The following is a 22,396-nucleotide window of genomic DNA, read 5'->3' as shown; positions in this document are numbered from 1 at the left end:
AGAATTTTCATAGGCTATGGCGAAAAGGGATACGCACGGCTCCACCGGCCAAGCGCTGGCAGGCTTGATTCAGGAGACGTTGAAGAAGCCCTGAACGGCGCAGAAACATGCGCCAAACACTTTGTTGATCAATTTCGTAGGAATTGCTGAAAAAGCGTTTCAGCTACCCGAACTGCCGCCGATAAAGCCAGCGTATGGATCGCCTGGCACCAAGAAAAACAACCTTCCAGCGATCGGGATCAAGACCGTAAAACGTTCCTGGAGGGATGGTATGAACAGCTGGTTTGCCAATATCAGCGTCAATGTGAAACTCGGCCTGGGCTTCGGCCTGGTGCTGTTACTGACAGGCCTTCTGGCGCTGACAGGCTGGACCAGCCTTGGTGGCCTGATCGACCGTAGCAACTGGATGAGCGACATCACTCAGCTCAACAGCGACCTGACGAACATGCGCATTGCGCGCCTGCAATACATGTTGACCAACGGCGATGACACCAGCGCCGCCAATGTTCAAGCCAAACTCGACACGTTCAGCGCGCAACAGCAGAAACTGCTGAACAGCTTCAAGAGCCCCGAGAACATCAAACTGCTGCAGCAGCAGGCCAAGACCATCAGCGCGTATCAGGTATCACTGAACAAGATGCGCAACGGCTATAGAACCACCCTGGCCGCCCGCGATGCGATGGGTGTAGCCGCCGCCAGCGCCATCGAGTTGATCGAGTCGATCAACCGCGATGTCCTGGCCTTGCCAGAGAGCGACCCTCGTCGTCTTGAGCAATTCCAGGCCATTACGCGGGTCAAGGAACAACTGATGATGGTGCGCCTGGAAGTGCGCAGCTACATTGCCGACCTCAGTACTTCGACCGAGCAGGCAGCGCTGCGACAACTGGATGCAGCCCTGACTGAAGTCCGCCAACTGAACGATCACCTGCCACGCGAAACCACCCGCGCCAAGCAGTTCGAAAGCGCCATCCTCGCCTACCGTGACGCCGTACTCACCTTCAAGAGCGCCATTACCGAGATCGCCGTAGCTCGCCAGGAAATGACCGTACAAGGCGCCGATATCGTCAAATACAGCGATCAGCTCTATAAGATCCAACTGGATCGTCGTGATGACGAAAGCGCCCAGGCGCGTGCACTGCAACTCATCAGCACCCTGCTGGCACTGCTGTTCGGCGTACTGGCCGCGGTTATCATTACCCGCCAGATTACCCGCCCGCTGCAAGACACCCTCAAGGTGGTCGAGAAAATCGCTGCAGGCGACCTGACCCATGAGCTACGCGTGACCCGCCGAGACGAGTTGGGCGTTTTACAGCAAGGCATACAGCGCATGGGCAGCACCCTGCGTGACTTGATCACAGGCATCCGTGACGGCGTCACCCAGATCGCCAGCGCAGCGGAAGAACTCTCGGCGGTCACCGAGGAAACCAATGCCGGAGTCAACAGCCAGAAGGTCGAAACCGATCAGGTGGCAACCGCCATGCATGAAATGGCGACGACAGTGCAGGAGGTGGCGCGCAACGCCGAGTTGGCCTCAGAAGCGGCAACCGATGCTGACGGTCAGGCCCGTGCGGGTGATGAGGTCGTCGCCCAGGCCATTGCCCAAATCGAACGTCTGGCCGAAGAAGTGAAGCGCTCGACCGACGCCATGGGGCACCTGCAACAGGAAAGCCAGAAGATCGGCAGCGTCATGGACGTAATCAAGTCGGTCGCCGAGCAGACCAACCTGCTCGCCCTGAATGCCGCCATCGAAGCGGCCCGCGCAGGCGAAGCCGGTCGTGGTTTTGCCGTGGTCGCTGACGAGGTTCGCGGCCTGGCCCAGCGCACGCAGAAATCCACCGAAGAGATCGAAGAACTGGTAGCAGGCCTGCAAAGCGGTACCCAACAGGTCGCCAATGTCATGCTGAACAGCCGTAACCTGACCGACAGCAGCGTTGAACTGACGCGTAAAGCCGGTGCATCACTGGAGAACATCACCCGCGTGGTGTCGAACATCCAGTCGATGAATCAGCAGATCGCCGCAGCCGCCGAGCAGCAGAGTGCCGTAGCCGAGGAAATCAGCCGCAGCATCCTCAATGTACGCGATGTCTCGGAGCAGACTTCCGCAGCCAGTGAAGAAACCGCGGCGTCCAGCGTCGAGTTGGCGCGGCTGGGTAACCAGTTGCAGATGATGGTCAGCCACTTCCGCGTCTGACCTGAAAAACACCGCTGGCACTGCCGACACCAGCAGGCGTCGACAGTGCCAGCGATAAGGCCGGTTACTTCACCACGTGGCCCACACCCCGACCACGTGGATCGGAAGCGGTTTCCAGCGCCGTGCCATTGACCCGGATCGCCTGGATATCCCCCATCTCCCAGCCCTGATCTTCCAGGGTGTACCCCATCTTCTTCAGATCATCGGCCACCTTGCCATTCAACGGCGCATAAGCGTCGTAATAGATAGTGTCCTTAGGCAGCAACTGATGATGCACACGCTGCGCAGCAACGGCCTTCTCCAGCGGCAGGTTGTAGTCATAGAGGTTGTTCAGCACCTGGAAGATCGAGGTGAAAATCCGCGAACCACCCGGCGTGCCCAGAACCAGGGTGACCTGGCCGTCGCGGGTTACCAGCGTTGGGCTCATTGACGAAAGCATGCGCTTACCCGGCTCGATGGCGTTGGCGTCGCCGCCGACCACACCGAAGGCGTTGGCCACGCCAGGCTTGGAACTGAAGTCATCCATCTCGTCATTGAGCAGGAAGCCCGCGCCCTTGACGACCACGCCACTGCCATAGTCCCAGTTCAAGGTGTAGGTGTTGCTGACGGCGTTACCCTGCTTGTCGACGATGGAGAAGTGCGTGGTCTGATGCGGTTCCAGGCCCGGGCGGACTTTCTCCGTCTCAGAGATGGCCGTCGGATTGACCTCCTTGGCACGCTTGACCAGGTAGTCCTTGGCAACCAGTTGCTCTACTGGCACCTTGCTGAAGGCAGGGTCGCCGAGGTAGTCGGCACGGTCGGCAAACACCCGCTTCTCGATTTCGGCCAGCAGGTGGATATAACGAGCCGAGTTCAACTCAACGCCCTTGAAGTCGGCAGCGCGGTTTTCCTTGATGCCCAGCAGTTGCGCCAGCGCGATACCACCGGAGCTTGGCAACGGCGCGGTGTAGACCGTGTTGCCGCGCCAGTCGATACGCATCGGCTCACGCCAGACAGCCTTGTAATCCTTCAGGTCATCTTTGCTGATCAAGCCCTTGTCGGCCTGCATCTGAGCCACCAGCAGGTCGGCGGTCTTGCCCTGATAGAACTCACTGACGCCATTGCTGGCAATACGCTCCAGGGTTTGCGCCAACTCGGGTTGCTTGAAGGTTTCGCCGACCTTCATGCTGCCGAAATAGTCATTGAAGTTGGTGCTGTCCTTGAACAGACCCAGGGCGTCCTCACGGTACTGGTACTGTTTGGAGGCCACTTTAAAGCCATTCCTGGCGTAACCGACTGCTGGGGTCAGCAGCTCGGCCCAAGGCAGCTTGCCGAATTTCTGATGCGCCTCCCATAACCCCATCACCGTACCCGGTACACCAGCGGCACGTGCACCGACCAGGCTGAGGTTCTCGATGACCTCGCCTTTATCGTCCAGGTACATGGTGCGGCTCGCCGCTTTCGGGGCGACCTCGCGGTAGTCGAGGAAATAGGGCTTGCCGTCCATGTACAGGGTCATGAAACCACCGCCGCCGATATTGCCAGCCTCGGGGTAAGTCACCGCCAGCGTGAATGCAGTCGCCACGGCAGCATCCACCGCGTTACCGCCTTTTTTCAGGACTTCGGCGGCTACCTGTGCACCATATTGATCGGGCGCGGCGACCGCGCCACCGTCCAGGGTCACGGCGTAGGCCGAAGAACTGGCGATAATCGCGGCACTGAGGGTCAGGAGTCGGAACATCACAACGCGCATGAAAGCTTCCTTAGTGTTGTTTTCGTTGAACACCCATTAAGGCTGATGTCGAACGACATATCAAACACCGAAGCGAAAACAGCCGCGTTTAGACAGCCTCTGTCGCCGCCAGAAATCTCAACAGGCGTAGACCGCCAGCTTTTGCTGAATGAAATCGAGAAAGCACTGAATGCGCAGGGCCAGTTGCGTATTGCGGTAGTACACCGCATGGATCGGCTGGCGATAGCCGCTGTTGGCATCGGCAAGGATCACCTGCAGGCGTCCGGCACGCACGTCCTCGTGGCTCATGAAGTGCGACAGGCACGCGATGCCTGCCCCGGCCAAGGCCAATTGGCGCAAGGTTTCGCCGCTGGATGCCGACAGGCTCGGACGAATGGGTAGACGATCGCCTTCAGCATGGCGCAAAGGCCAGTGGTTGAGCGTCTCGGTCTGGCTGAAGCCCAACAGCGAGTGCCCGGCCAGGTCTTCAACCTGCCGTGGCGTGCCATGCCGCGCCAGGTACTCGGGGCTGGCCAGGATCTGCAGCGGGCTGCAGCCCAGCGAACGGGCATGCAGGCTGGAGTCGGACAGCTCGCCAATGCGGATCGCCACATCGGTACCCTGCTCCAGCAAGTCAATGATCAAGTCGTCAGTGTTCAACTCCAGTTGGATGTCCGGATAGCGCTCACGGAACTCCTCCACCCACGGGACGATGGCGTGCAGCATGAACGGCGCCGCGGCGTTGATCCGCAACCGCCCGGACGGCGTTTGACGGTGCAACGACAAACGCTCTTCAAGCTCATCCATCTGCGCAAGAATCGCCTTGGCTCGCTCGAAGAAAAACCGGCCCTCCTCGGTCAGGTCCATGCGCCGGGTGGTGCGATTGATCAGCGTGGTACACAGCTTGGCTTCAAGGCGTGACAAGGTTCGACTGACCGCCGATGGGGTCTGCCCGACCTGCTCGGCCGCAGCGGAAATCGAGCCGCACTCGATCACCGAGACGAACACCTGTAACTCATCGGACCTGGCTTTCACGCGAATACCTTGTGCAGCGACCAAACGCTGATTGATAGCGGCTTGCACGGGCTTGTGCAAGCACCCATCAAGCCGGGATCTGGAATACCCGGGCCAGATGCTGCTCATACGCAGTGACGGCAGCAGCGACGTTCGGGCGCTTCATCACATCCACCGCCAGATAAGTCGGCAGCCCCGTCATGCCGAGGAACTGATTAGCCTTGTGAAACGGGAAGTACACGGCGTCCACACCCTTGCCTTCAAAGAAATCGTCAGGGTCATCGAACGCCTGCTGCGGCGCATTCCAGGTGGCCGAAATCATGTAGTGCTTGCCGTGAACAAGGCCGCCACTGCCGTACTTCTGCGACGCGTCGGAACGGGTTCGACCGTCGCTGGCATAGAGGCTGCCGTGACCGGCGGTGAAGACCTCATCAAGGTACTGCTTGACGGTCCAGGGCGCGCCCATCCACCAGCCGGGCATTTGATAGATGATCACGTCCGCCCAGAGAAACTTCTGCACCTCTTCAGCATTGTCATAACCACCGTCGATATAGGTGGATTTGACGTCAAAGCCGGCACGATCCAGAAACGCCAGCGCTGCCTCATGCAGGGTTTCATTCAAGCGGCCATCGGAGTGGGCGAATTTCTTGCCGCCATTGAGCAACAGGACTTTTTTCATCGGGGCCTCATCGGGTGACCGGTCGACGCCATTGGGATAACGAACCGGATTGAATTGAATGCCGGGCAGGTTAGCGACGAACAAAGCCCGGAAAAACCACCTCGACGGCAAAACGCTTTTGACTGGAGCGCACGAATGGAACGCGAATTATTGCAGTCGCGTATCTATTGCAAGGCTGATGGCTTGTGCGCTTCTGGACAGCTTGATGTCGAGTCCAGACAACCGGGGGGCTGAGCCGCCCGCTAGGCTGCGGGTTCACTTCCTCAACCTGCCTGGAGCCCTCATGTCGAAATCGATCGTCGTTCTGCGCGACACCCACCCGTTACCGGTACTCGATGCCTGCAAATGGGAGAAACTCGCCGGAGACCCGCACACCGTCAACCTCAACGCCTATACCAGCGAGGATGGCAGCAAGATCATGGGCACCTGGATCTGCACGCCTGGCAAATGGCGGGTCAATTACGAGAAGTGGGAATACTGCCACTTTCAGGAAGGCTACTGCGTGATCACGCCTGATGGTCAGGAGCCGATCCACTTGCGGGCGGGAGACATCTTCATCGTCGAACCGGGAATGCGCGGCACCTGGGAAGTGGTGGAGACCGTACGCAAGTACTTCGTCTTTGCGTAAGCAAAGCCGACAGGCCAGCTCCTGCATAGGAGCCGGCCTGCCCGTGATCAACGCAGCTTGCTATTCAGGCTTGCGGTAACCTTCGACGATCGCGGAGAAGTCCTTGCCGCCATCACCGCGCAAACTCATCGCTTGATACAACTGCTGCGCCACCGCGCCGAGAATCACCGGCTGGTGAGCCTGGCGTGCCGCCTCAGTCGCCAACCCCAGGTCCTTGAGCATCAGCTCGGCGCCAAAACCGCCGGTATAGCCGCGCGAAGCCGGTGCCGTCTCGATGATGCCCGGCCACGGATTATAGGTATCCGAGCTCCAGCAACGCCCAGTGGAGCTATTGATAATCCCCGCCAGAACCTTGGTGTCGATACCCAGGGCATTGCCCAGCGCCATGGCTTCAGACACCCCCACCATCGAGATACCCAGCAGCAGGTTGTTACAGATCTTGGCGATCTGCCCGGTGCCGACATCGCCACAATGAACGATGTTGCGGCCCATCTGCGCCAGTACCGGCTGCAAGGTGGCAAACAGTTCAGCGCTCGCGCCCACCATGAAGGTCAACGTGCCCGCCTGGGCGCCGCCCGTGCCACCGGAAACCGGCGCATCGGCCAGCGCGACACCCTGCTTGGCGGCGGCGGCCGCAACATCACGGGCCGTCTGCGGGTCGATGGTGCTGCAATCCACTACCGGGGTACCGGCACGCACTCCCGCCAGCACGCCATCTTCACTCAGGTACACGCTGCGCACATGGGCGGCGGCTGGCAGCATGGTAATCACCAGCTCACTGCCTTCTGCTGCTTCCCGTGGCGAAGCACTGACCTGGCTACCCAACTCGGCAAGCTCGGCCAGGATGGTCTTGTTCAGGTCAAACACATTCAGTTGATGCCCGGCCTTGATCAGGTTGCGCGCCATCGGCGCGCCCATGTTGCCCAAGCCGATAAATGCAATACGCATGACGATCTCCTTAGCGCAGGCTGATGGTGGTGTTCACACCGTCGTTGACGCTGTCGTCATCGAACCAACGGGCAGTGACGGTCTTGGTCTGAGTGTAGAACTGCACCACTTGCTTGCCGTAAGGGCCCAGGTCACCGAGCTTGGAACCGCGCGAACCGGTGAAGCTGAAGAACGGAACCGGGACCGGGATTGGGATGTTGATACCAACCTGACCAACATCGATTTCACTCTGGAACTTGCGTGCCGCTGCGCCACTTTGGGTAAACAGGCCAGTGCCGTTGCCAAAGGGGTTGCGGTTGACCAGGGCGATGGCCTCATCAAGGGTGTCGACCTCCAGCACCACCAGCACCGGGCCAAAGATTTCCTGGGTGTAGATCTGCATGTCGGTGGTCACGCCGGAGAACAGGGTCGGGCCAATGAAGTTGCCCTCCTCGTAGCCAGGAACCTTGACGTCGCGACCGTCCAGTTCCAACTTCGCGCCCTCGCGGATACCGCTCTCGATCAAGCCCAGTACGCGCTCCTTGGCACGCTTGGAAATCAGCGGGCCGACATCAGTGCCCGGCTCACTGCCGGCATTGACCTTGAGCTTGGACGCCAGCTCTTTGAGTTCGGGTAGCCATTCACGCGCCTTGCCCACCAGCACGGCAACCGAGGTGGCCATGCAGCGCTGACCGGCCGCACCAAAACCGGCACCCACCAGTGCATTGAGGGTTTGCGTACGGTTGGCATCCGGCAGCACGACGGCATGGTTCTTAGCGCCCATCATCGACTGCACGCGTTTGCCGTGTTGGCCCGCCAGGTTGTAGACGTGGGTACCGACCTCGGTCGAACCGACGAACGAAATGGCCTTGATGTCCTGATGAGTACACAGGGCATCAACCACCTGCTTGCCGCCATGCACAACGTTCAGTACGCCAGCCGGCACACCGGCTTCGATGGCCAGCTCCACCAGCATCATGGTCGACAGCGGGTCCTGCTCGGACGGCTTGAGGACAAAGGTATTACCGCACACGATGGCCATCGGGAACATCCACAGCGGGATCATCGCCGGGAAGTTGAACGGGGTAATGCCGGCACAGACACCGATCGGCTGGCGCAGGGTGTAGGTATCAACACCACCGGCAACGTTCTCGGCAAACTCGCCCATCTGCAAGGTGCCGATGGAGCATGCGTGCTCGACCACTTCCAGGCCGCGGAAGATATCGCCTTCAGCATCAGCGATGGTCTTGCCCTGCTCAGCACTGAGGGTCAGCGCGATGCGCTTGGAATGCTCGCGAATCAGTGCCTGCAGCTTGAGCATGATGCGCATCCGCGCACCAATCGGCGTATCACGCCAGGTCTTGAACGCACGTTGAGCCGCCGCAATGGCCGCATCGACTTCATCGGCAGTGGCAAAGGGTACCCGTGCCAGCACCTGCTGGGTGGCAGGGTTTACCACGTCACGCCATTCTGTGGTTTTCGACTCGACCCACTGGCCGTCGATCAGCAGGCGAACCTGGTCGACCTTGGTCTGGTTGGGCGTAAGGGATGCGTTCATGGGGCTTCTCCTGAATTTGTTGTTAGGGAGAGATCGCCTTCGGCGCGTCAAGCGCGACGGGCACTTGGTCAAGGGGCTGATTTGGAGTATAGATGTGCAAACTTCTAATAAGAACGCACATAAAATCCGGTCCAACATGCAAAAAAACATCACCTCCCTCGGTTCATTGAACTGGGATGACCTGAAGTTCTTCCTCGAAGTGGCCCGTACCCGCAAGGCCAGCAGCGCAGCCAAGCGGCTGGGCGTGGACTACACCACCGTGTCGCGGCGAATCGCCTCATTGGAGGTGGCGCTGGGCACATTACTGTTCGAGAAATCACGTACCAGTGGTTTCGTGCTCACCGCAGAAGGCCAGCGCCTGCTCAGCTATGCCGAGTCCATTGAGAGTACCCTGCACATGGCCTGCGAGCAGGTCTCAGGCTCCGGCGTCGCCCTCTCCGGGCATGTACGCATGGGCTGCACCGAAGGCTTCGGCAGCTTTTTCGTGACCCCGCAGTTGAGCCACTTCCTCGACCACTACCCGGCCATTTCAGTGGACATCCTGCCACTGCCGCACTTCATCAGCCTGTCCAAACGCGAGGCCGATATTGTCATTGCCCTGGAACGCCCGGAACACGGACCGTATGTGTGCTGCAAGCTGTGCGACTACCGACTGCGCCTGTATGCCACCCAGGAATACCTGGACAACCATGCGCCGATTCAACGGGTCAGTGATCTGGCCGATCATTCGTTTATCAGCTACGTCGATGACCTGGCCTTCAGTTCCGAGCTGCTGTACCTGGCCAACCTGTTGCCCGCAGCCAGCGCCAACCTGCGCAGCACCAGCGTGATCGCTCAGTATGTGGCCGCTCAACAGGGCCGCGGGCTGGCTATCTTGCCGTGTTTCCTGGCCGCACAGGATCCGCGCTTGGTACCGATCCTGCCGCAGGAAATAGAGATTACCCGGCAGTTCTGGATGTACTGCCGCGAAGACCTGCGCAAGCTCAAGCGGATCACCCTGTTGTGGGATTACATCCGCGAAGTGACCGAGCTGAACACTGCGCTGTTGATGGGCGAGTCGCGCTCGACGGTGTTTATTGATTAGCTCGTTGATTAATCGGAAGCAACGACAATAGCGACCCGACGATTTTCCGTGCGGCCGGCGGCAGTGTCATTGCTGGCAACCGGCTCACGGCTACCCAGCCCGCGGGTCTCAACGTTTTCCGGGCGCATGCCGACGGCTATCAGCACGCTTGCTGCACTGGCCGCACGGCGTAGCGACAACTGCTCGTTATAACGGGCCTTGCCCGACGAGTCGGTATGACCGTCCACGCGTACCCGCTGAATATCGACCGAGAGCAGCGACTTGCCGATACGCTCGACGATTTTCCGGCTCTGCGCATTCAAGCTGTCCAGGTCACTGCCAAAAAGGACTTTGCCAGGCAAACCGAACATCCAGCCTTCATCGGTCAAAACGAACCCCTCCTGCTTCAGGAGCGCAATTTGTTCAGCACTCAGGCCTTTGGGGGGCACGCTCTGGCAACCCACAAGGGTAACCAAAGCAAGCGTCAGAGCGACAAAATGAAAGCGCAGACGGTTGATAGAACGGCTCACGGTTTAACTCCTGTTTTTTGTGCTAGCCGCAGAGTGCTCCGACTCTGCGTTGTGCCGCCCACCTCGACCGAGGTGCTTGGCGTGATACATGGCGGCATCCGCAGCGCTAAGCAGTTCAGTCGGCGTATCACCATCATCGGGATACACCGCCAGGCCAACACTCAGGGATGAAACCACTACCTGCCCGTCAGGCAGATGAATCGGGGTGCGCATGCTGGCGATGATCTTGTCGGCAATACGCTCGGCATCTTCGGTTCGCTGAATAGGCGCCAGTAGCACCGCAAACTCATCACCGCCCAGGCGCGCGACCAGATCATGCTCACGCAACTGTGCCCGCACCCGATTGGCCACGGTGATCAGCACTTCATCGCCAGCAGCGTGACCGTAGGTGTCATTGATGGTCTTGAAATGATCACTGTCGATAAACAGCACAGCCACAGATTCCTGGCTATGCGACGCGCTACGCAGGGTTCGGCTCAGACGCCCCTCGAAAAACGCCCGGTTCGGCAACCCGGTGAGGCTGTCGTGGCTGGCCTTGTGCGCCAAGGTTGCGTTTTCGCTTTGCAGATGGTGCTGCCAGGTTTCCAGCTCATCAAGCAACGCATTGAAGTCATGGCCCAACTCGTTGAGTTCGGCAATCTGTGCAGGCGGGACGCGCCGGTCAAAGCGACGCTCACAACGTGCCGCATGTGCCACATTGGCAAGGTTGCGCAAAGGGCCGACGATATCGCCGAACAAACGACGCGACAGGGACAACGCACCGAAGGCACTGAGTACGGTACACAGCATGATGCCGATCAGGCCACTGAGCAGAAAGCGCATCAGGCTATCACCCTGGCCGACCAGCTCGATTCGACCGACCTGTTGCCCTTGGTGCAGCACTGGCAGGTTGATGGGATCTTCCAGCAACGTGCTCGCCAGGTGCCGCTTCAACGGCGCCAGCATGCCATCGTCGTGGCGTTGCCAGCGCGCGAGCAGATCGCCGTTATCGTCGAATACCTTCGCGTCGGCGACTTCTTCAGTCGCAGCAATCAGCGCCAGCGCCTCATTGGCCGCACTGCTGTCATTGAACACGACCGAGGCTTCTACGGTGTAGTTGATCGACCGGGCGATCAGGTGCAAGTTGTGGTTGGCGTAGGCTCGTAACGTCAGGACACCCATCAGGGTCAAAGAGATTCCCGCAAGCCCGACAGCCAGCAAGGCAACGCTCAAATGCCGTCGCCCAAGCACCGCACGTAGGGTCAAACGCCCCAGGCTATTGCGCAGGCGGGTCACGGCTGCACCGCCCTACGCCGCGACAGCCGCAGTACGCTGGGGTGAATACGTACGCCGCTGCGGGCGACCGAGTCGAGGTTGACCTCAAATGCCACATGGGTGTCACTGACCCGCAGACAGAACAGGCTGCCCACCGTACAGGAATCGTCCGCTTCGCTGATGCTCAGGAGCGGATGGCCAATGATCTCGCTGAATAACTGACTGCGCGCTTCAGCACTGAGTTTACCGATGTAGACCGCGTCACACTCATCGACAATCCGTGGAGCACCGGTCAGCAGTCGGCGAACCAACACCGGACGGCCAGTGGCCTGGGTGGTCCCTTTGACCAGATCATCGGCATATTCGGTGGGCCCAACCAGGCACAGACGCAGTTGAGCCGGTTCAACCGGCCAACGCGCATAACTGAGAATTCCGAGCACCACCTGCGTGACAGCCTTGGCCCGAAGCTCCGCATGGGCCGCATTACTGTCAGCCTGAGCACAGGCCACGCTGGTACACAGGAAAAGAAAACTGCCCAGCAGTCCAAGCATCCAGCTCATCACACGTCCCGGGATCGGGGCGGCCACGTTCATGTGGGAATTCTCTCAAAATGGGGCACGACAATTGGGCAAAGATAGCACAATGCCCATTTTTCCCGCGAGCCATCCCCCCAAGAGGCAATCCGGAGTGTGGCAGCATCGCCGCACTCAGGTCTGATCCAGCATCAGCCCCGAAAGCCGCTTCACTTTGCGCCGTACCGCCTCCTGAAATACACCCTGCCGCGGTTCAATAAGGCTGAACCAGTGCTTGGCGCGCGTAATACCGGTGTAGATCAGTTCCTTGGTCAACACCGGGTTCAAGGCATCCGGCAAAATCAGCGCGGTATGGGCAAACTCCGAGCCCTGGGACTTATGCACCGTCATCGCGTAAACCGTTTCAACATCGCTCAGCCGGCTTGGCAACACGAAGCGCACACCGCCCTTGCCGTCACTGCGTGGGAACGCAACGCGCAGCACCTGCTTGCCGCCGCTACCTCCCTCCGGCAACCGCAGGGCGATACCGATGTCACCGTTCATCAAACCCAGCCCATAGTCGTTACGGGTCATCAACACCGGGCGGCCCTCGTACCAAACCGCGTCACTGTCGATCAGCCCCGCGCGGGACAAGGCCTGGGTAGCACGCAGGTTCAACCCCTCTACTCCCCAAGGCCCTTTTCGTACCGCGCAAAGCAGTTGAAACGTCTCGAACGCCCGCAATACCGCCAAGGCCCAGTTGCCCCAGCGCGGATCATCCAGCGGGGCATTCTCGGGCGGGCGCTCACTGCCCATCACCTGCAGATAGTACCGATAGCCCTTGGCGTCGCTTTCTCCACGTCCGATACCGTCCAGCAGCAATCGATCAAGTGCTCGATCCTGTTCACTACGCAGGCTCAGCAGGTAAAGATCCGCATGCGTGGCTGTTGCCAACAGCGCCCTCGCCGGCTCAGCTTGTTGAGCGTTGACCAAGCGCGCCAGTTGTCCGATACCGCTACCTTCGCCAAAACGTCGTGAGTGACGCAGCATGACCACTTGCTGGGCCAGAGCATGCTGTTCTGCGGAGCCAGGCTGCAGCCCACTGTCGGCAAGCTGTTCGCCACTGACCTGCTCCAGCCAGCGCTGAGTCTGCGGGCTATAGCAACCCGCCTCGGCATCACGACACAGGTCACCCAGTACCGCACCAGCCTCGACCGACGCCAATTGGTCTTTATCGCCCAACAGGATCAGCCGGGCATGATGCGGCAAGGCTGCCAGCAAGTTGGCCATCATCTCCAAGTCGATCATTGAGGCTTCATCGACCACCAGCACGTCCAACGGCAGCGGGTTGCCCGAGTGGTGACGGAAGTGCCGCGAACCAGGTCGACTGCCCAAAAGACGGTGAACCGTCGAGACCTCGGTGGGAATATGTTCACGCACGGTTTCACTGACAGCCAATTGCTGCACTTGCTGACCAATGGACTCAGTCAGGCGTGCAGCCGCCTTGCCCGTCGGTGCGGCGAGGCGAATACGCAACGGACGCCCCATATCCACTGCGGGAGCCTGAAGTAACGCCAGCAACCGCACGACGGTCGTGGTCTTACCCGTGCCAGGGCCACCGGTGATGATGCTGAACCCCGCACGGGTCGCCAGTGCACACGCAAGCTTTTGCCAATCTACCTGCCCTGCCGGAGCACCGCTCTCGAACAGTTGGTCAAGCCGAGCACGCAAGTCGACCGCGGCAACCTCCTGCTGTGCCAGACGCTGACGCAGGGCGCTGTCGACCTGGCGCTCATAGCCCCAGTACCGTCGCAGGTACAAGCGTTGGCCGCAGAGCACCAACGGTCTGTCTGTCTGCGCGTCATTCCCGGCATGGGCCACCAGCGCACTGCTCGACAGGATTGCACACCAGGTCGCCTGATCCAGGTGCTCAAGCAATTGTGACGGCAGTAACACCGGCCCCGCCAGAAGGTCACCCTCAGGCGGCAGAGACAACGCGAAATCCGGCTCGGCGAGGGTCTCACCCACATCCAGGCAGACATGCCCATGCCCTAACTGATGGCTGGCAAGTGCGGCGGCCAGCAACACCCGAGGGTCGGCACGCCCGTCGAGCTCGCCAAGAAACGCAACAAAGGCCCGGTCCAGAGCACGTAACCAACCGCGCTCAACCCAACGGTCAAGCAGGATCAGCAGATCGTGGATCTCGCTCAAGGGGCGCAGGGCCGACAACTGTTGCGCGTCCAGCGGCATTGGCAAAAGGTCGGTAAAGGTACGGCTCATGGCTGCTCTCCAAACAGGTCCTGTTGTTGCGGCTGCCAATCGCCACGAAACAGTGCATCCAGTTGCTCAATCAATTCCCGTGGTGGTTTGACGAAGTACACGCCTCTGGACGACGAACGCGCCCCACGCAGGAACATGAACACGGCACCGCCAACATGCTGGTCATAGTCGTAATCGGGCAGGCGAACACGCAACTGCCGGTGCAGGGCCAACAGATAGAGGACGTACTGCAAGTCGTACCGATGCTCAAGAATCGCCGTTTCCATGGCCTGTTCGCTGTAGGCGGAATCCTCCGCGCCCAGCCAGTTGGATTTGTAATCGGTCACGTAGTAGCGACCGTCATGTTCGAAGGCCAGGTCAATAAAGCCTTTGAACATGCCATTGAGCAGTGCCGGCTTGGCGGCTGCACGGTTTTCGCCGTTATGGGTGTACTGCGCCACCAGGCGATCAAGGCAGGCGACATCCACCTGATGGCTGGCGAACCAGAACTCCATCTCGATCTGGTACTGGTGTAGCTCGCCCAGGACCACGGGCGGGCTGTTCGGCGCCAACGGCATTGGCGTCTCGATCAGTTGCCCCAACGAGTGGTTCAAGGTGTTAATCCAGCCCGTCCAGCCACGCCGATTGCAGCGTTGTGCAACGGTCTTTTCCAGCAGGTGCGGCTGCTCACGGACACGGGCAAAGCCTTCGCGCCCCGCCCATTCCAGCAAGCCATGAAGAAAGGTACCCGGATTGGGGCCACGGGGAAAACGGTGGAGATCACTGCCACCGGGCAACGCTTCAGAAAGCACCAGCGGATCGGCACGCTCATCGTCGAGCAGTTGCTGCGCCTGGGAGCTGTCCAACGCCAGAAGGTCTTCACCGATATGCAGCGCACTGTAGGAGGCAATCCACCAGTTCTCGGCAGCACGGCGGCGGGGTAGTCTCTGGGGTGCCAGCTCGGCCGTATTTCGCGTTGCGGTAAAGCACGCTGCCTCTGCCTCGGGCAATACTTCACAGCGAATTGCCGGGGCCCCATCGCTGAGCGCCGCCAGCCATTGCCCGAGCGCTGCCGAGTTCTCCAAGGGCACACCGCCCCCCAGCAAGTAGCCCAGCGCCGATCGGTGCAGCAGTGACTCCTTGCTGGTCCCCCGCTTGAGGTCAGCCACGCCCAGCCAGCACGCATGACGTGCGCGCGTCAGGGCGACATAAAGCAACCGCAGGTCCTCGGCCAGACGCTCATCATCGGCCAGCGCAATCTGCTCAGCGTTAGGCGTCAGGGTCAGTTGAGCCTGACGCTCACTGTCGTGCCAGGCCAGTGGCAGGCGCTTGCCATCAACCGGTTTGGTACTGCACACGAATGGGAGAAACACCAACGGATACTCAAGCCCCTTGGACTTGTGAATGGTCACGACCTTGACCAGTTGTTCATCACTTTCCAGGCGCAGAATCTGCTCTTCAGCCGTCTGGCCGCCAGAGGCCAGGTGTTCGCTCAGGTGACGAATCAGTGCCTGCTCGCCATCCAGCTCGGTTGCCGCCTGCTGCAACAGCTCTGCAAGGTGCAGGAGGTTGGTCAGTACCCGCTCGCCATCGCTGCGTGCGATCAGCACCTGCGGCAAATTGAAGTCATGCAGCAGGCGGCGCAGCATCGGTAGAACGCCCTGAGTACGCCACAGGTGCCGGTACTCACGGAATGTCATCACCCAACGTTCCCAGTCCAACTCATCCTGGTTCAGTTGATCCAACGCGCTCAGTGGCAAGTTCAAGGTAACACTGGCCAGCGCGGCTTTAAGCAAGCGCTCTGCATCCGGCTCGGCACAGGCCTTGAGCCAGGACAACAGGTCATGGGCCTCCTGGGCGGAGAACACCGAATCCTTGTCCGACAGGTAAACACTACGCACCCCACGTGCGGCGAGTTCTTCGCGAACCAGCTGCGCCTCTCGGCCGTCGCGAACCAGAATGGCGATATCGGAAGGCTGGCAGCCCCGCAGCTCGCCCTCAGCCTGCACAAAACCACTGCGCCCCTGCTGCCCGCCGCTAAGCAAGGCGACAATGGCAGTGGCACAACTGGCAGCCATTTGTTTCCGGTAGACCGCAGCCGAAACCGGCTCGTCACTGACAAGCTGCCAGATGTTCAGGGCCGGCACGACCTGACCGCCGACCTGCAGCGTCTCCTTTCGGCCTTGAGCCTTGACCGCCTGGAACGGCACCGGGTTGTCGTCTTCGCGCCGGAACAGGAAAGCGCCGGCGCCCTGCGTACGGTGCTCCGCACGCTGGAACACATGGTTGACTGCAGTAACCATGGCCTGGCTGGAACGAAAGTTGGTATCGAGTGTATGCAATCGACCCGCGGTGGCCTCACGGGCTCGCAGGTAGGTAAAGATGTCTGCACCACGGAACGCATAGATAGCCTGCTTGGGATCTCCAATCAGGAAAAGCCCGGTCTCGCGCAGGTTTTCTTCAATGCGGTAAATGCGCTGAAAGATCCGATACTGGACGGGGTCGGTATCCTGGAATTCGTCGATCAGCGCGATGGGGAATTGCTCACGAATCAACCCGGCCAGGCGTTCACCAGCAGGGCCACTCAAGGCACTGTCGAGTCGCAACAGCATGTCGTCGAAGCCCATTTCAGCACGGCGCCGCTTTTCTTGCTCAAAGCGAGAGCCGACCCAGGCCGCCGCATGCTCCAGCAGGCTGGCATCTGGAGTCGGCAGGGCCTGTAAACGCTCGCGCAGGGTCGACATGGCCTCAAGGGCCGGGTGCCGGGGCGGCTCACCTTTCCAGGCTTCTGCCATGCCCTCCGGTGTAAAGCGGGTGAAGCCAGTGCCGAGGTCGAGTTCCTCAGCCTGCTCTTCAGTAGCCCACACCCGCAGCTTTTCACACCAGGGCTCGAAGTAACGCGCCTGCATCTTGCGCCCGTCGACCTGCTTGGCTGCGAGACCTTCATGGCAGAGCTGCAACAACTCGGCAGCCCATTGAGCCCAAGGCGCTTTCAACTCACGCAGGTACTCGGCACGTTGCTGTAGAACGCCGTCGATCAGTGCCTGCGGCTCCTCGGCGTCACTGGCCACCCGCTGGCGACCAAACAGCGCGCGCACCTTGGGAAGCAAGGCATCGGGGCTGCCCCAGTTGGCTCGCACCCACTGCAAAGCGTCGCCCTGCATGCCATAACAGAAGCGGCGCCAGTAATCGCGCATGACCTGGCCCAGCAGATCACTGTGGTCGGTCTCCAGGGTTTGGGTAAACAGGCTGCCGCTGTCGAACGCATGCTCACGCAGCATGCGTTGGCACCAGCTGTGAATGGTCGAAACCGCAGCCTCGTCCATCCACTGCGCCGCGACCTCAAGCCGATTGGCACAGGCCGCCCAATGCTGGGGATCAAACTGCTCGCGCAGTTGTTGCAGCAGGCTGTCGGCTTCCAGCAGATCCCCGCGGAAAAAGCGAGCGGCCTCTGCCAGACGCGTACGAATACGCTCGCGCAACTCCTTGGTTGCGGCGTCAGTGAACGTCACCACGAGAATCTGTGGCGGCAACAACTCACGACCGAAACCCTGCTCGCCACCATGCCCCAACACCAGGCGCAGATAGAGGGCGGAAATGGTGAAGGTTTTGCCAGTGCCAGCGCTGGCTTCAATCAGTTGGCTACCGTGCAACGGAAAGCTCAGGGCCAAAGGCGGTTGTGGTTCAAGCATCATGAGCGGCCCTCCTCACGGCCAACAGACTGCCAGCCGGCGTCGTACAGTGGACGGTAAAGCGATTCACACCAGCCTTCGAATTCCTCACTGGCCGTGAGGGTGGCGAAATCACTGAACTGTCGAGCCAGCGCAGTGCTTTCGCTGCGCTCGCCATCATGGCTGATGCCATCACCGTCATAGGCTTTGGCTGCTGCCGCCAGTGCCTTGTCTGGATCACTTTGCTCAAGCCAGGCGAAAGCAGTCTTCGCCGCCACGGGCAGCGGTGACGACATACCGGCCTGTCGAGCCAACAACAGGTGGCCCAGAAACTGCTCGGCAGCGTCCTTTTCCAATGGCTTGAGCAACAAGGTCTGATCGCTGGCCACCACCGCCGTGTGCAAGGGCAGCCCCACGGCACACGCGGCCAGGTGCATGACCCAACTGTGAATCAAGCGGTGCCACTTCAAGGTACGGCCGCTGCCGATGGTGTTAGGTAACGTAGTGATGCTCAACAGGTCATCGCCCTCTCGGCGATAGACTTGGCCCAGCCAGCCATCAAGACGCAAGTGACGGTACTCGAAACGAATGGGCAGGGCGCTGTCGACCCGATGCGGCCACTGCTCCAAAAGCTGGCGATGACGCTGCAACAGGTCGGGCAACGGTTCAATGAGTTCGTCACGCAGGCAATCACCGAAACCGGCCATCGGCAGCACGCCACGCCCTTGCAGGCGGTTGGCCTGAGCCAGCAGCGCGCGCTCGCTGTCGTGCGTGTCGGCCAGGGCTGCAGCCAACAGGTTCTCACTCAAGCTGTAGCGCTGCAGCGCATCAAGCACAAAGGGCTCCTCATCAGCCAGCGGTGCCTGAGCAGACTCAAAGAACACCTTCAAACGCTGACTGAAAAAATGCCGTACGGGATGCCTTAGAAAATCCTGCAGCAATGGCAAGGTCAGTGGCTCGTCGGCCACGAAAGGCTCCAAGGCAGGCGGCTCAATGGCTTCCCCCGCATCCGTCAGATGCAACGCACGCCACTCATTGGCATAACTGAACAGACCACTGCCCTGATGGAAGTAGCGAGCACTGAAGGGTTGCAGTGGATGCTCGACCGTCAACGCATGGAGCAGCGAGTCCATGTCCTGCGCTTCGCCACCAGCAAGCGTCCAGCCAGCTGCCAGATGATCACGCAATTGCCCGATCAGTACCGACGCCGGGCGCTCGCTGTTGTCACGAATACTGCGCCCGACCCAACTGACGTAGAGTTGATCGCGTGCCGACAGCAGCGCCTCCAGCAACAAGTAACGGTCATCTTCGCGGCGCGAGCGATCACCCGGGCGGTAGTCACTGCCCATGAGGTCGAAGTCCAGAGGCGGCTGGGCTCGCGGATAGTCGCCGTCGTTCATCCCCAGCAGACAGATCACCTTGAAGGGGATTGCCCGCATCGGCATCAGGGTGCAAAAGTTCACGGAGCCGGCGAGGAAGCGTTGCGACAGGCGCCCCTGATCAAGCCCGGCCAGCCAGGCTTCACGTACCACCGTCAGCGGCAGCAAATCTTCAAGGCCGACCATCTCGCAGGTCTCTAGCCAGTCCTCACACAGCGACTGCAACTGCACCAGCAGATAGTCGTCATGCTCGTTTTCTGCACGGAAAAACACCTGCAGCAACGCATTCAAACGCGCTCCCCAGTTACCTGCAGAGGCCGGGCTGGACAGTTCGCGATAAGCCACCTCCAGTGCATCAATGAGGGCAACCAGCGGGCCGATCAACGCCGCGTCCAGCCCACCGATCTCATCGTAGGGCTCGATGCCGTCACAGCTTGCTCCGGCACCTACGGCATACCCCAGCAGCATGCGGCGCAAACCGAAATGCCAGCTGTTCTGTTCCAGTCCGGCAGGTAACTCAAGAGTCGCCCGCTGCTCGGCATTCAAGCCCCAGCGCACTCCCGCACCTTCAATCCATCGATGCAGTGTCGGTAGGTCACTTTCCTTAATCCCGAAACGCGCCCTGAGGGCCGGGACGTCGAGCAGATCAAGAATCTCGCTGACCGGGAAGCGGCTGTCGGGAAGCTTGAGCAGATGCTCCAGGGCGATCAGCAGCGGATCGCGGCCACGCTGCCCCTGATCGGCCAAGGTGAAGGGGATGAAACGTGAATCGTCACGGGCGATCTGCCCAAATACGGCACGAATATGCGGAGCATAGGTATCAACATCCGGCACCATCACAATCACATCGCGAGGGCGCAAGGTTGAATCCGCACTGAAGCGAGCTAGCAACTGATCGTGCAGGATCTCAACTTCTCGCTGCGGGCTATGCGCAATATGAAACCTGATCGAGCGATCCTTGAGTGGGTCGACGCTTGGCCACAGCGCGCGCGTCTCGGTCAGTGGCCGCAGCTCGAGGATGTCGTCCTGCAACTGGTTGAGCAGATTCTGCGGTTCGCTGTCGCTGAAGAGGTCAATACGCCCTTCGCTGAACGCCGCACGATAACTGTTCGGGTCGTCATAACTGTCGAGCAGGTTGATGTAATCCCTGCCCTGCTTACCCCACGCCGCCAACAACGGGTGGGCATGCTGGTGCAGTACATCGGCATCGATCATTGCCGGGGTGCCACTCTTACGCTGCTGACGCTTGTACTGGTGACGCAGAAGGTCCTTGTCCGCGACGATATCAGCCCAGTGGTGTCGGCAAGGGTTGAGTACACACAGCAGCACCTGACTGAAACGAGATAGCCCCGCGAGCGCCTCAAGCGCCTGGGCCGGCAACGAAGAAATACCGAAGACGATAACCCGTGACGGCAAGCCGGCAGGGGCTTCCTGCAATTCGTTGATACGCTGAATAAAGCGCTGATGAACACCCGCACGACTCTGCGCCATGCCTTCAGTACCGACGTCCAGCAACAGCGCTCGCCACAATTCGGCCTGCCAGCAATTAGCCGCAGGCAAGGGCTTCGACTCACCACGTGCGGTGCGTAGCAGGTGGTGCCCTTCTGCCCAGTCCTGCAACCAGTCGGCGCGGTACACCTGATACTGGTCGAACAGATCAGCCAAGCGCTCTGCGAGTTGATAGCGCTTGCGCAAATCGGCATCGTCGGTCAAAAAACGCTGCAACGGCTCAAAATGCGGCCGATCAATGACCTCAGGTAGTAGACGCATCAAACGCCAGGTCAGCGGCGCCTTGTCGAGTAACGAGGTTTCCGGAATCTCCTCACGCCCCAACACTTTGCGGTACAGCTGCCACATGAAACTGCCAGGCAGTTGCACGTCAATGGCAGCAGCAATACCGCAACCGCCCTGATCATCTTCTTCAGGATCTTCAGCCAGAGCCAACTTCAACCACTGTGCAATGCCGTTGCTTTGCACCAATGCGATCTCATTCTCCAGCGGCAACAGCGGATTGCGGCGCATCCAGCCCACGACCAGGCTTCGCAGTTCATCCAGACGGTTGCCATGAACCACCATAAAGCCGGGCTGTAGATTGGAGGTGTGCGGCATGGGTATCCCTTGGTGCGATGTGAAGAGGCTCGAACCTTAGCATGAGCTGCAGAGACAGGCCTCGCTGGCGATGTTTTCCAGGCCACAAAGACAAAACCCCTACCTGCATGTGCAGATAGGGGTTTCGGAATTTAATCTTGACGATGACCTACTCTCACATGGGGAAACCCCACACTACCATCGGCGATGCATCGTTTCACTGCTGAGTTCGGGATGGGATCAGGTGGTTCCAATGCTCTATGGTCGTCAAGAAATTCTGTGTACCAGACCGTCTTTCGACGCTCCAGCAAATCGGGTATGTGATAGTTGTGAGTCGCAAACTTTCGGTTCGTTTCGTCTTCACAACACCGCAATCTGGCCTTTCGACGCAAATTGCTTGGGTGTTATATGGTCAAGCCTCACGGGCAATTAGTATTGGTTAGCTCAATGCCTCACAGCACTTACACACCCAACCTATCAACGTCGTAGTCTTCGACGGCCCTTCAGGGAGCTCAAGGCTCCAGTGAGATCTCATCTTGAGGCAAGTTTCCCGCTTAGATGCTTTCAGCGGTTATCTCTTCCGAACATAGCTACCCGGCAATGCCACTGGCGTGACAACCGGAACACCAGAGGTTCGTCCACTCCGGTCCTCTCGTACTAGGAGCAGCCCCTCTCAAATCTCAAACGTCCACGGCAGATAGGGACCGAACTGTCTCACGACGTTCTAAACCCAGCTCGCGTACCACTTTAAATGGCGAACAGCCATACCCTTGGGACCGGCTTCAGCCCCAGGATGTGATGAGCCGACATCGAGGTGCCAAACACCGCCGTCGATATGAACTCTTGGGCGGTATCAGCCTGTTATCCCCGGAGTACCTTTTATCCGTTGAGCGATGGCCCTTCCATACAGAACCACCGGATCACTAAGACCT

General features: G+C 59.8%; 14 protein-coding genes and 2 rRNA genes (1 of these 16 only partly in view). 3 read left to right on the top strand and 13 right to left on the bottom strand.

The genetic code is table 11. From position 1 onward, the window contains the following. Positions 1 to 271 precede the first annotated feature (271 nt). Positions 272 to 2,191 (top strand): methyl-accepting chemotaxis protein, encoded by a 1,920-nt coding sequence (locus tag CS390_RS03355; protein ID WP_099773475.1) that lies wholly within the window; start codon positions 272 to 274, stop codon positions 2,189 to 2,191. A 64-nt stretch (positions 2,192 to 2,255) separates the two neighbouring features. Here CS390_RS03355 and ggt read toward each other — a convergent pair whose 3' ends face one another. The 3 genes from ggt to CS390_RS03340 all read right to left on the bottom strand — a co-directional run bounded on the left by ggt (position 2,256) and on the right by CS390_RS03340 (position 5,595). Further along, positions 2,256 to 3,923 carry a gamma-glutamyltransferase gene (gene ggt / locus CS390_RS03350; protein ID WP_099773474.1) on the bottom strand — a complete coding sequence of 556 codons (1,668 nt, stop codon included), beginning with the start codon at positions 3,921 to 3,923 and terminating at the stop codon, positions 2,256 to 2,258. 117 nt (positions 3,924 to 4,040) lie between these two features. Continuing rightward, on the bottom strand, positions 4,041 to 4,937 hold the full coding sequence (locus CS390_RS03345) for a LysR family transcriptional regulator (RefSeq protein WP_099776526.1): 897 nt from the start codon (positions 4,935 to 4,937) through the stop codon (positions 4,041 to 4,043). Positions 4,938 to 5,004: 67 nt separating this feature from the next. Beyond that, positions 5,005 to 5,595, bottom strand: coding sequence for an NAD(P)H-dependent oxidoreductase (locus tag CS390_RS03340; protein WP_099773473.1), 591 nt, complete (start codon positions 5,593 to 5,595; stop codon positions 5,005 to 5,007). Positions 5,596 to 5,878: 283 nt separating this feature from the next. On the opposite strand from CS390_RS03340, the gene CS390_RS03335 reads away from it, so the two are divergent. Further along, complete coding sequence (locus CS390_RS03335) at positions 5,879 to 6,223, top strand: cupin domain-containing protein (protein ID WP_065759305.1); 345 nt, start codon at positions 5,879 to 5,881, stop codon at positions 6,221 to 6,223. A gap of 60 nt (positions 6,224 to 6,283) precedes the next feature. Here the strand turns inward: CS390_RS03335 and mmsB are convergent, their stop codons facing one another. Both mmsB and CS390_RS03325 read right to left on the bottom strand, forming a co-directional pair. Beyond that, entirely contained in the window at positions 6,284 to 7,171 is an 888-nt protein-coding gene (gene mmsB / locus CS390_RS03330; RefSeq protein WP_065759306.1) for a 3-hydroxyisobutyrate dehydrogenase, read from the bottom strand. 10 nt (positions 7,172 to 7,181) lie between these two features. Beyond that, positions 7,182 to 8,708, bottom strand: coding sequence for a CoA-acylating methylmalonate-semialdehyde dehydrogenase (locus tag CS390_RS03325; RefSeq protein WP_065759307.1), 1,527 nt, complete (start codon positions 8,706 to 8,708; stop codon positions 7,182 to 7,184). A 136-nt stretch (positions 8,709 to 8,844) separates the two neighbouring features. Here CS390_RS03325 and CS390_RS03320 point away from each other — a divergent pair, with 136 nt between their 5' ends. Next, positions 8,845 to 9,792 (top strand): LysR family transcriptional regulator, encoded by a 948-nt coding sequence (locus tag CS390_RS03320; RefSeq protein WP_099773472.1) that lies wholly within the window; start codon positions 8,845 to 8,847, stop codon positions 9,790 to 9,792. Positions 9,793 to 9,800: 8 nt separating this feature from the next. Here CS390_RS03320 and CS390_RS03315 read toward each other — a convergent pair whose 3' ends face one another. The 8 genes from CS390_RS03315 to CS390_RS03280 all read right to left on the bottom strand — a co-directional run. Beyond that, the gene (locus tag CS390_RS03315; RefSeq protein ID WP_099773471.1) at positions 9,801 to 10,301 is read right to left on the bottom strand and encodes an OmpA family protein; all 501 of its coding nucleotides are present in this window, start codon (positions 10,299 to 10,301) and stop codon (positions 9,801 to 9,803) included. 3 nt (positions 10,302 to 10,304) lie between these two features. Continuing rightward, the gene (locus CS390_RS03310) at positions 10,305 to 11,576 is read right to left on the bottom strand and encodes a diguanylate cyclase domain-containing protein (RefSeq protein WP_065761479.1); all 1,272 of its coding nucleotides are present in this window, start codon (positions 11,574 to 11,576) and stop codon (positions 10,305 to 10,307) included. Next, positions 11,573 to 12,148, bottom strand: coding sequence for a YfiR family protein (locus CS390_RS03305; protein WP_099773470.1), 576 nt, complete (start codon positions 12,146 to 12,148; stop codon positions 11,573 to 11,575). The genes CS390_RS03310 and CS390_RS03305 overlap by 4 nt, the downstream gene beginning before the upstream one ends. A gap of 114 nt (positions 12,149 to 12,262) precedes the next feature. Continuing rightward, positions 12,263 to 14,347 carry an exodeoxyribonuclease V subunit alpha gene (gene recD, locus CS390_RS03300; protein ID WP_099773469.1) on the bottom strand — a complete coding sequence of 695 codons (2,085 nt, stop codon included), beginning with the start codon at positions 14,345 to 14,347 and terminating at the stop codon, positions 12,263 to 12,265. After that, complete coding sequence (gene recB / locus CS390_RS03295; RefSeq protein WP_099776524.1) at positions 14,344 to 18,018, bottom strand: exodeoxyribonuclease V subunit beta; 3,675 nt, start codon at positions 18,016 to 18,018, stop codon at positions 14,344 to 14,346. Before recB ends, recD begins: the two co-directional genes overlap by 4 nt. Beyond that, the gene (recC, locus tag CS390_RS03290; protein ID WP_099773468.1) at positions 18,018 to 21,485 is read right to left on the bottom strand and encodes an exodeoxyribonuclease V subunit gamma; all 3,468 of its coding nucleotides are present in this window, start codon (positions 21,483 to 21,485) and stop codon (positions 18,018 to 18,020) included. The genes recB and recC overlap by 1 nt, the downstream gene beginning before the upstream one ends. Positions 21,486 to 21,620: 135 nt before the next feature. Further along, positions 21,621 to 21,736, bottom strand: a 5S ribosomal RNA gene (gene rrf / locus CS390_RS03285). Positions 21,737 to 21,872: 136 nt separating this feature from the next. Beyond that, positions 21,873 to 22,396 (bottom strand): 23S ribosomal RNA (locus CS390_RS03280) (it continues 2,367 nt past the right edge of the window).

The sequence above is a fragment of the Pseudomonas sp. HLS-6 genome, from assembly GCF_002753995.1.
GTDB classification, from domain to species: domain Bacteria; phylum Pseudomonadota; class Gammaproteobacteria; order Pseudomonadales; family Pseudomonadaceae; genus Aquipseudomonas; species Aquipseudomonas defluvii.
Note: the sequence above shows the minus strand (reverse complement) of the source record. Positions and strands in the feature narration are given on the sequence as shown.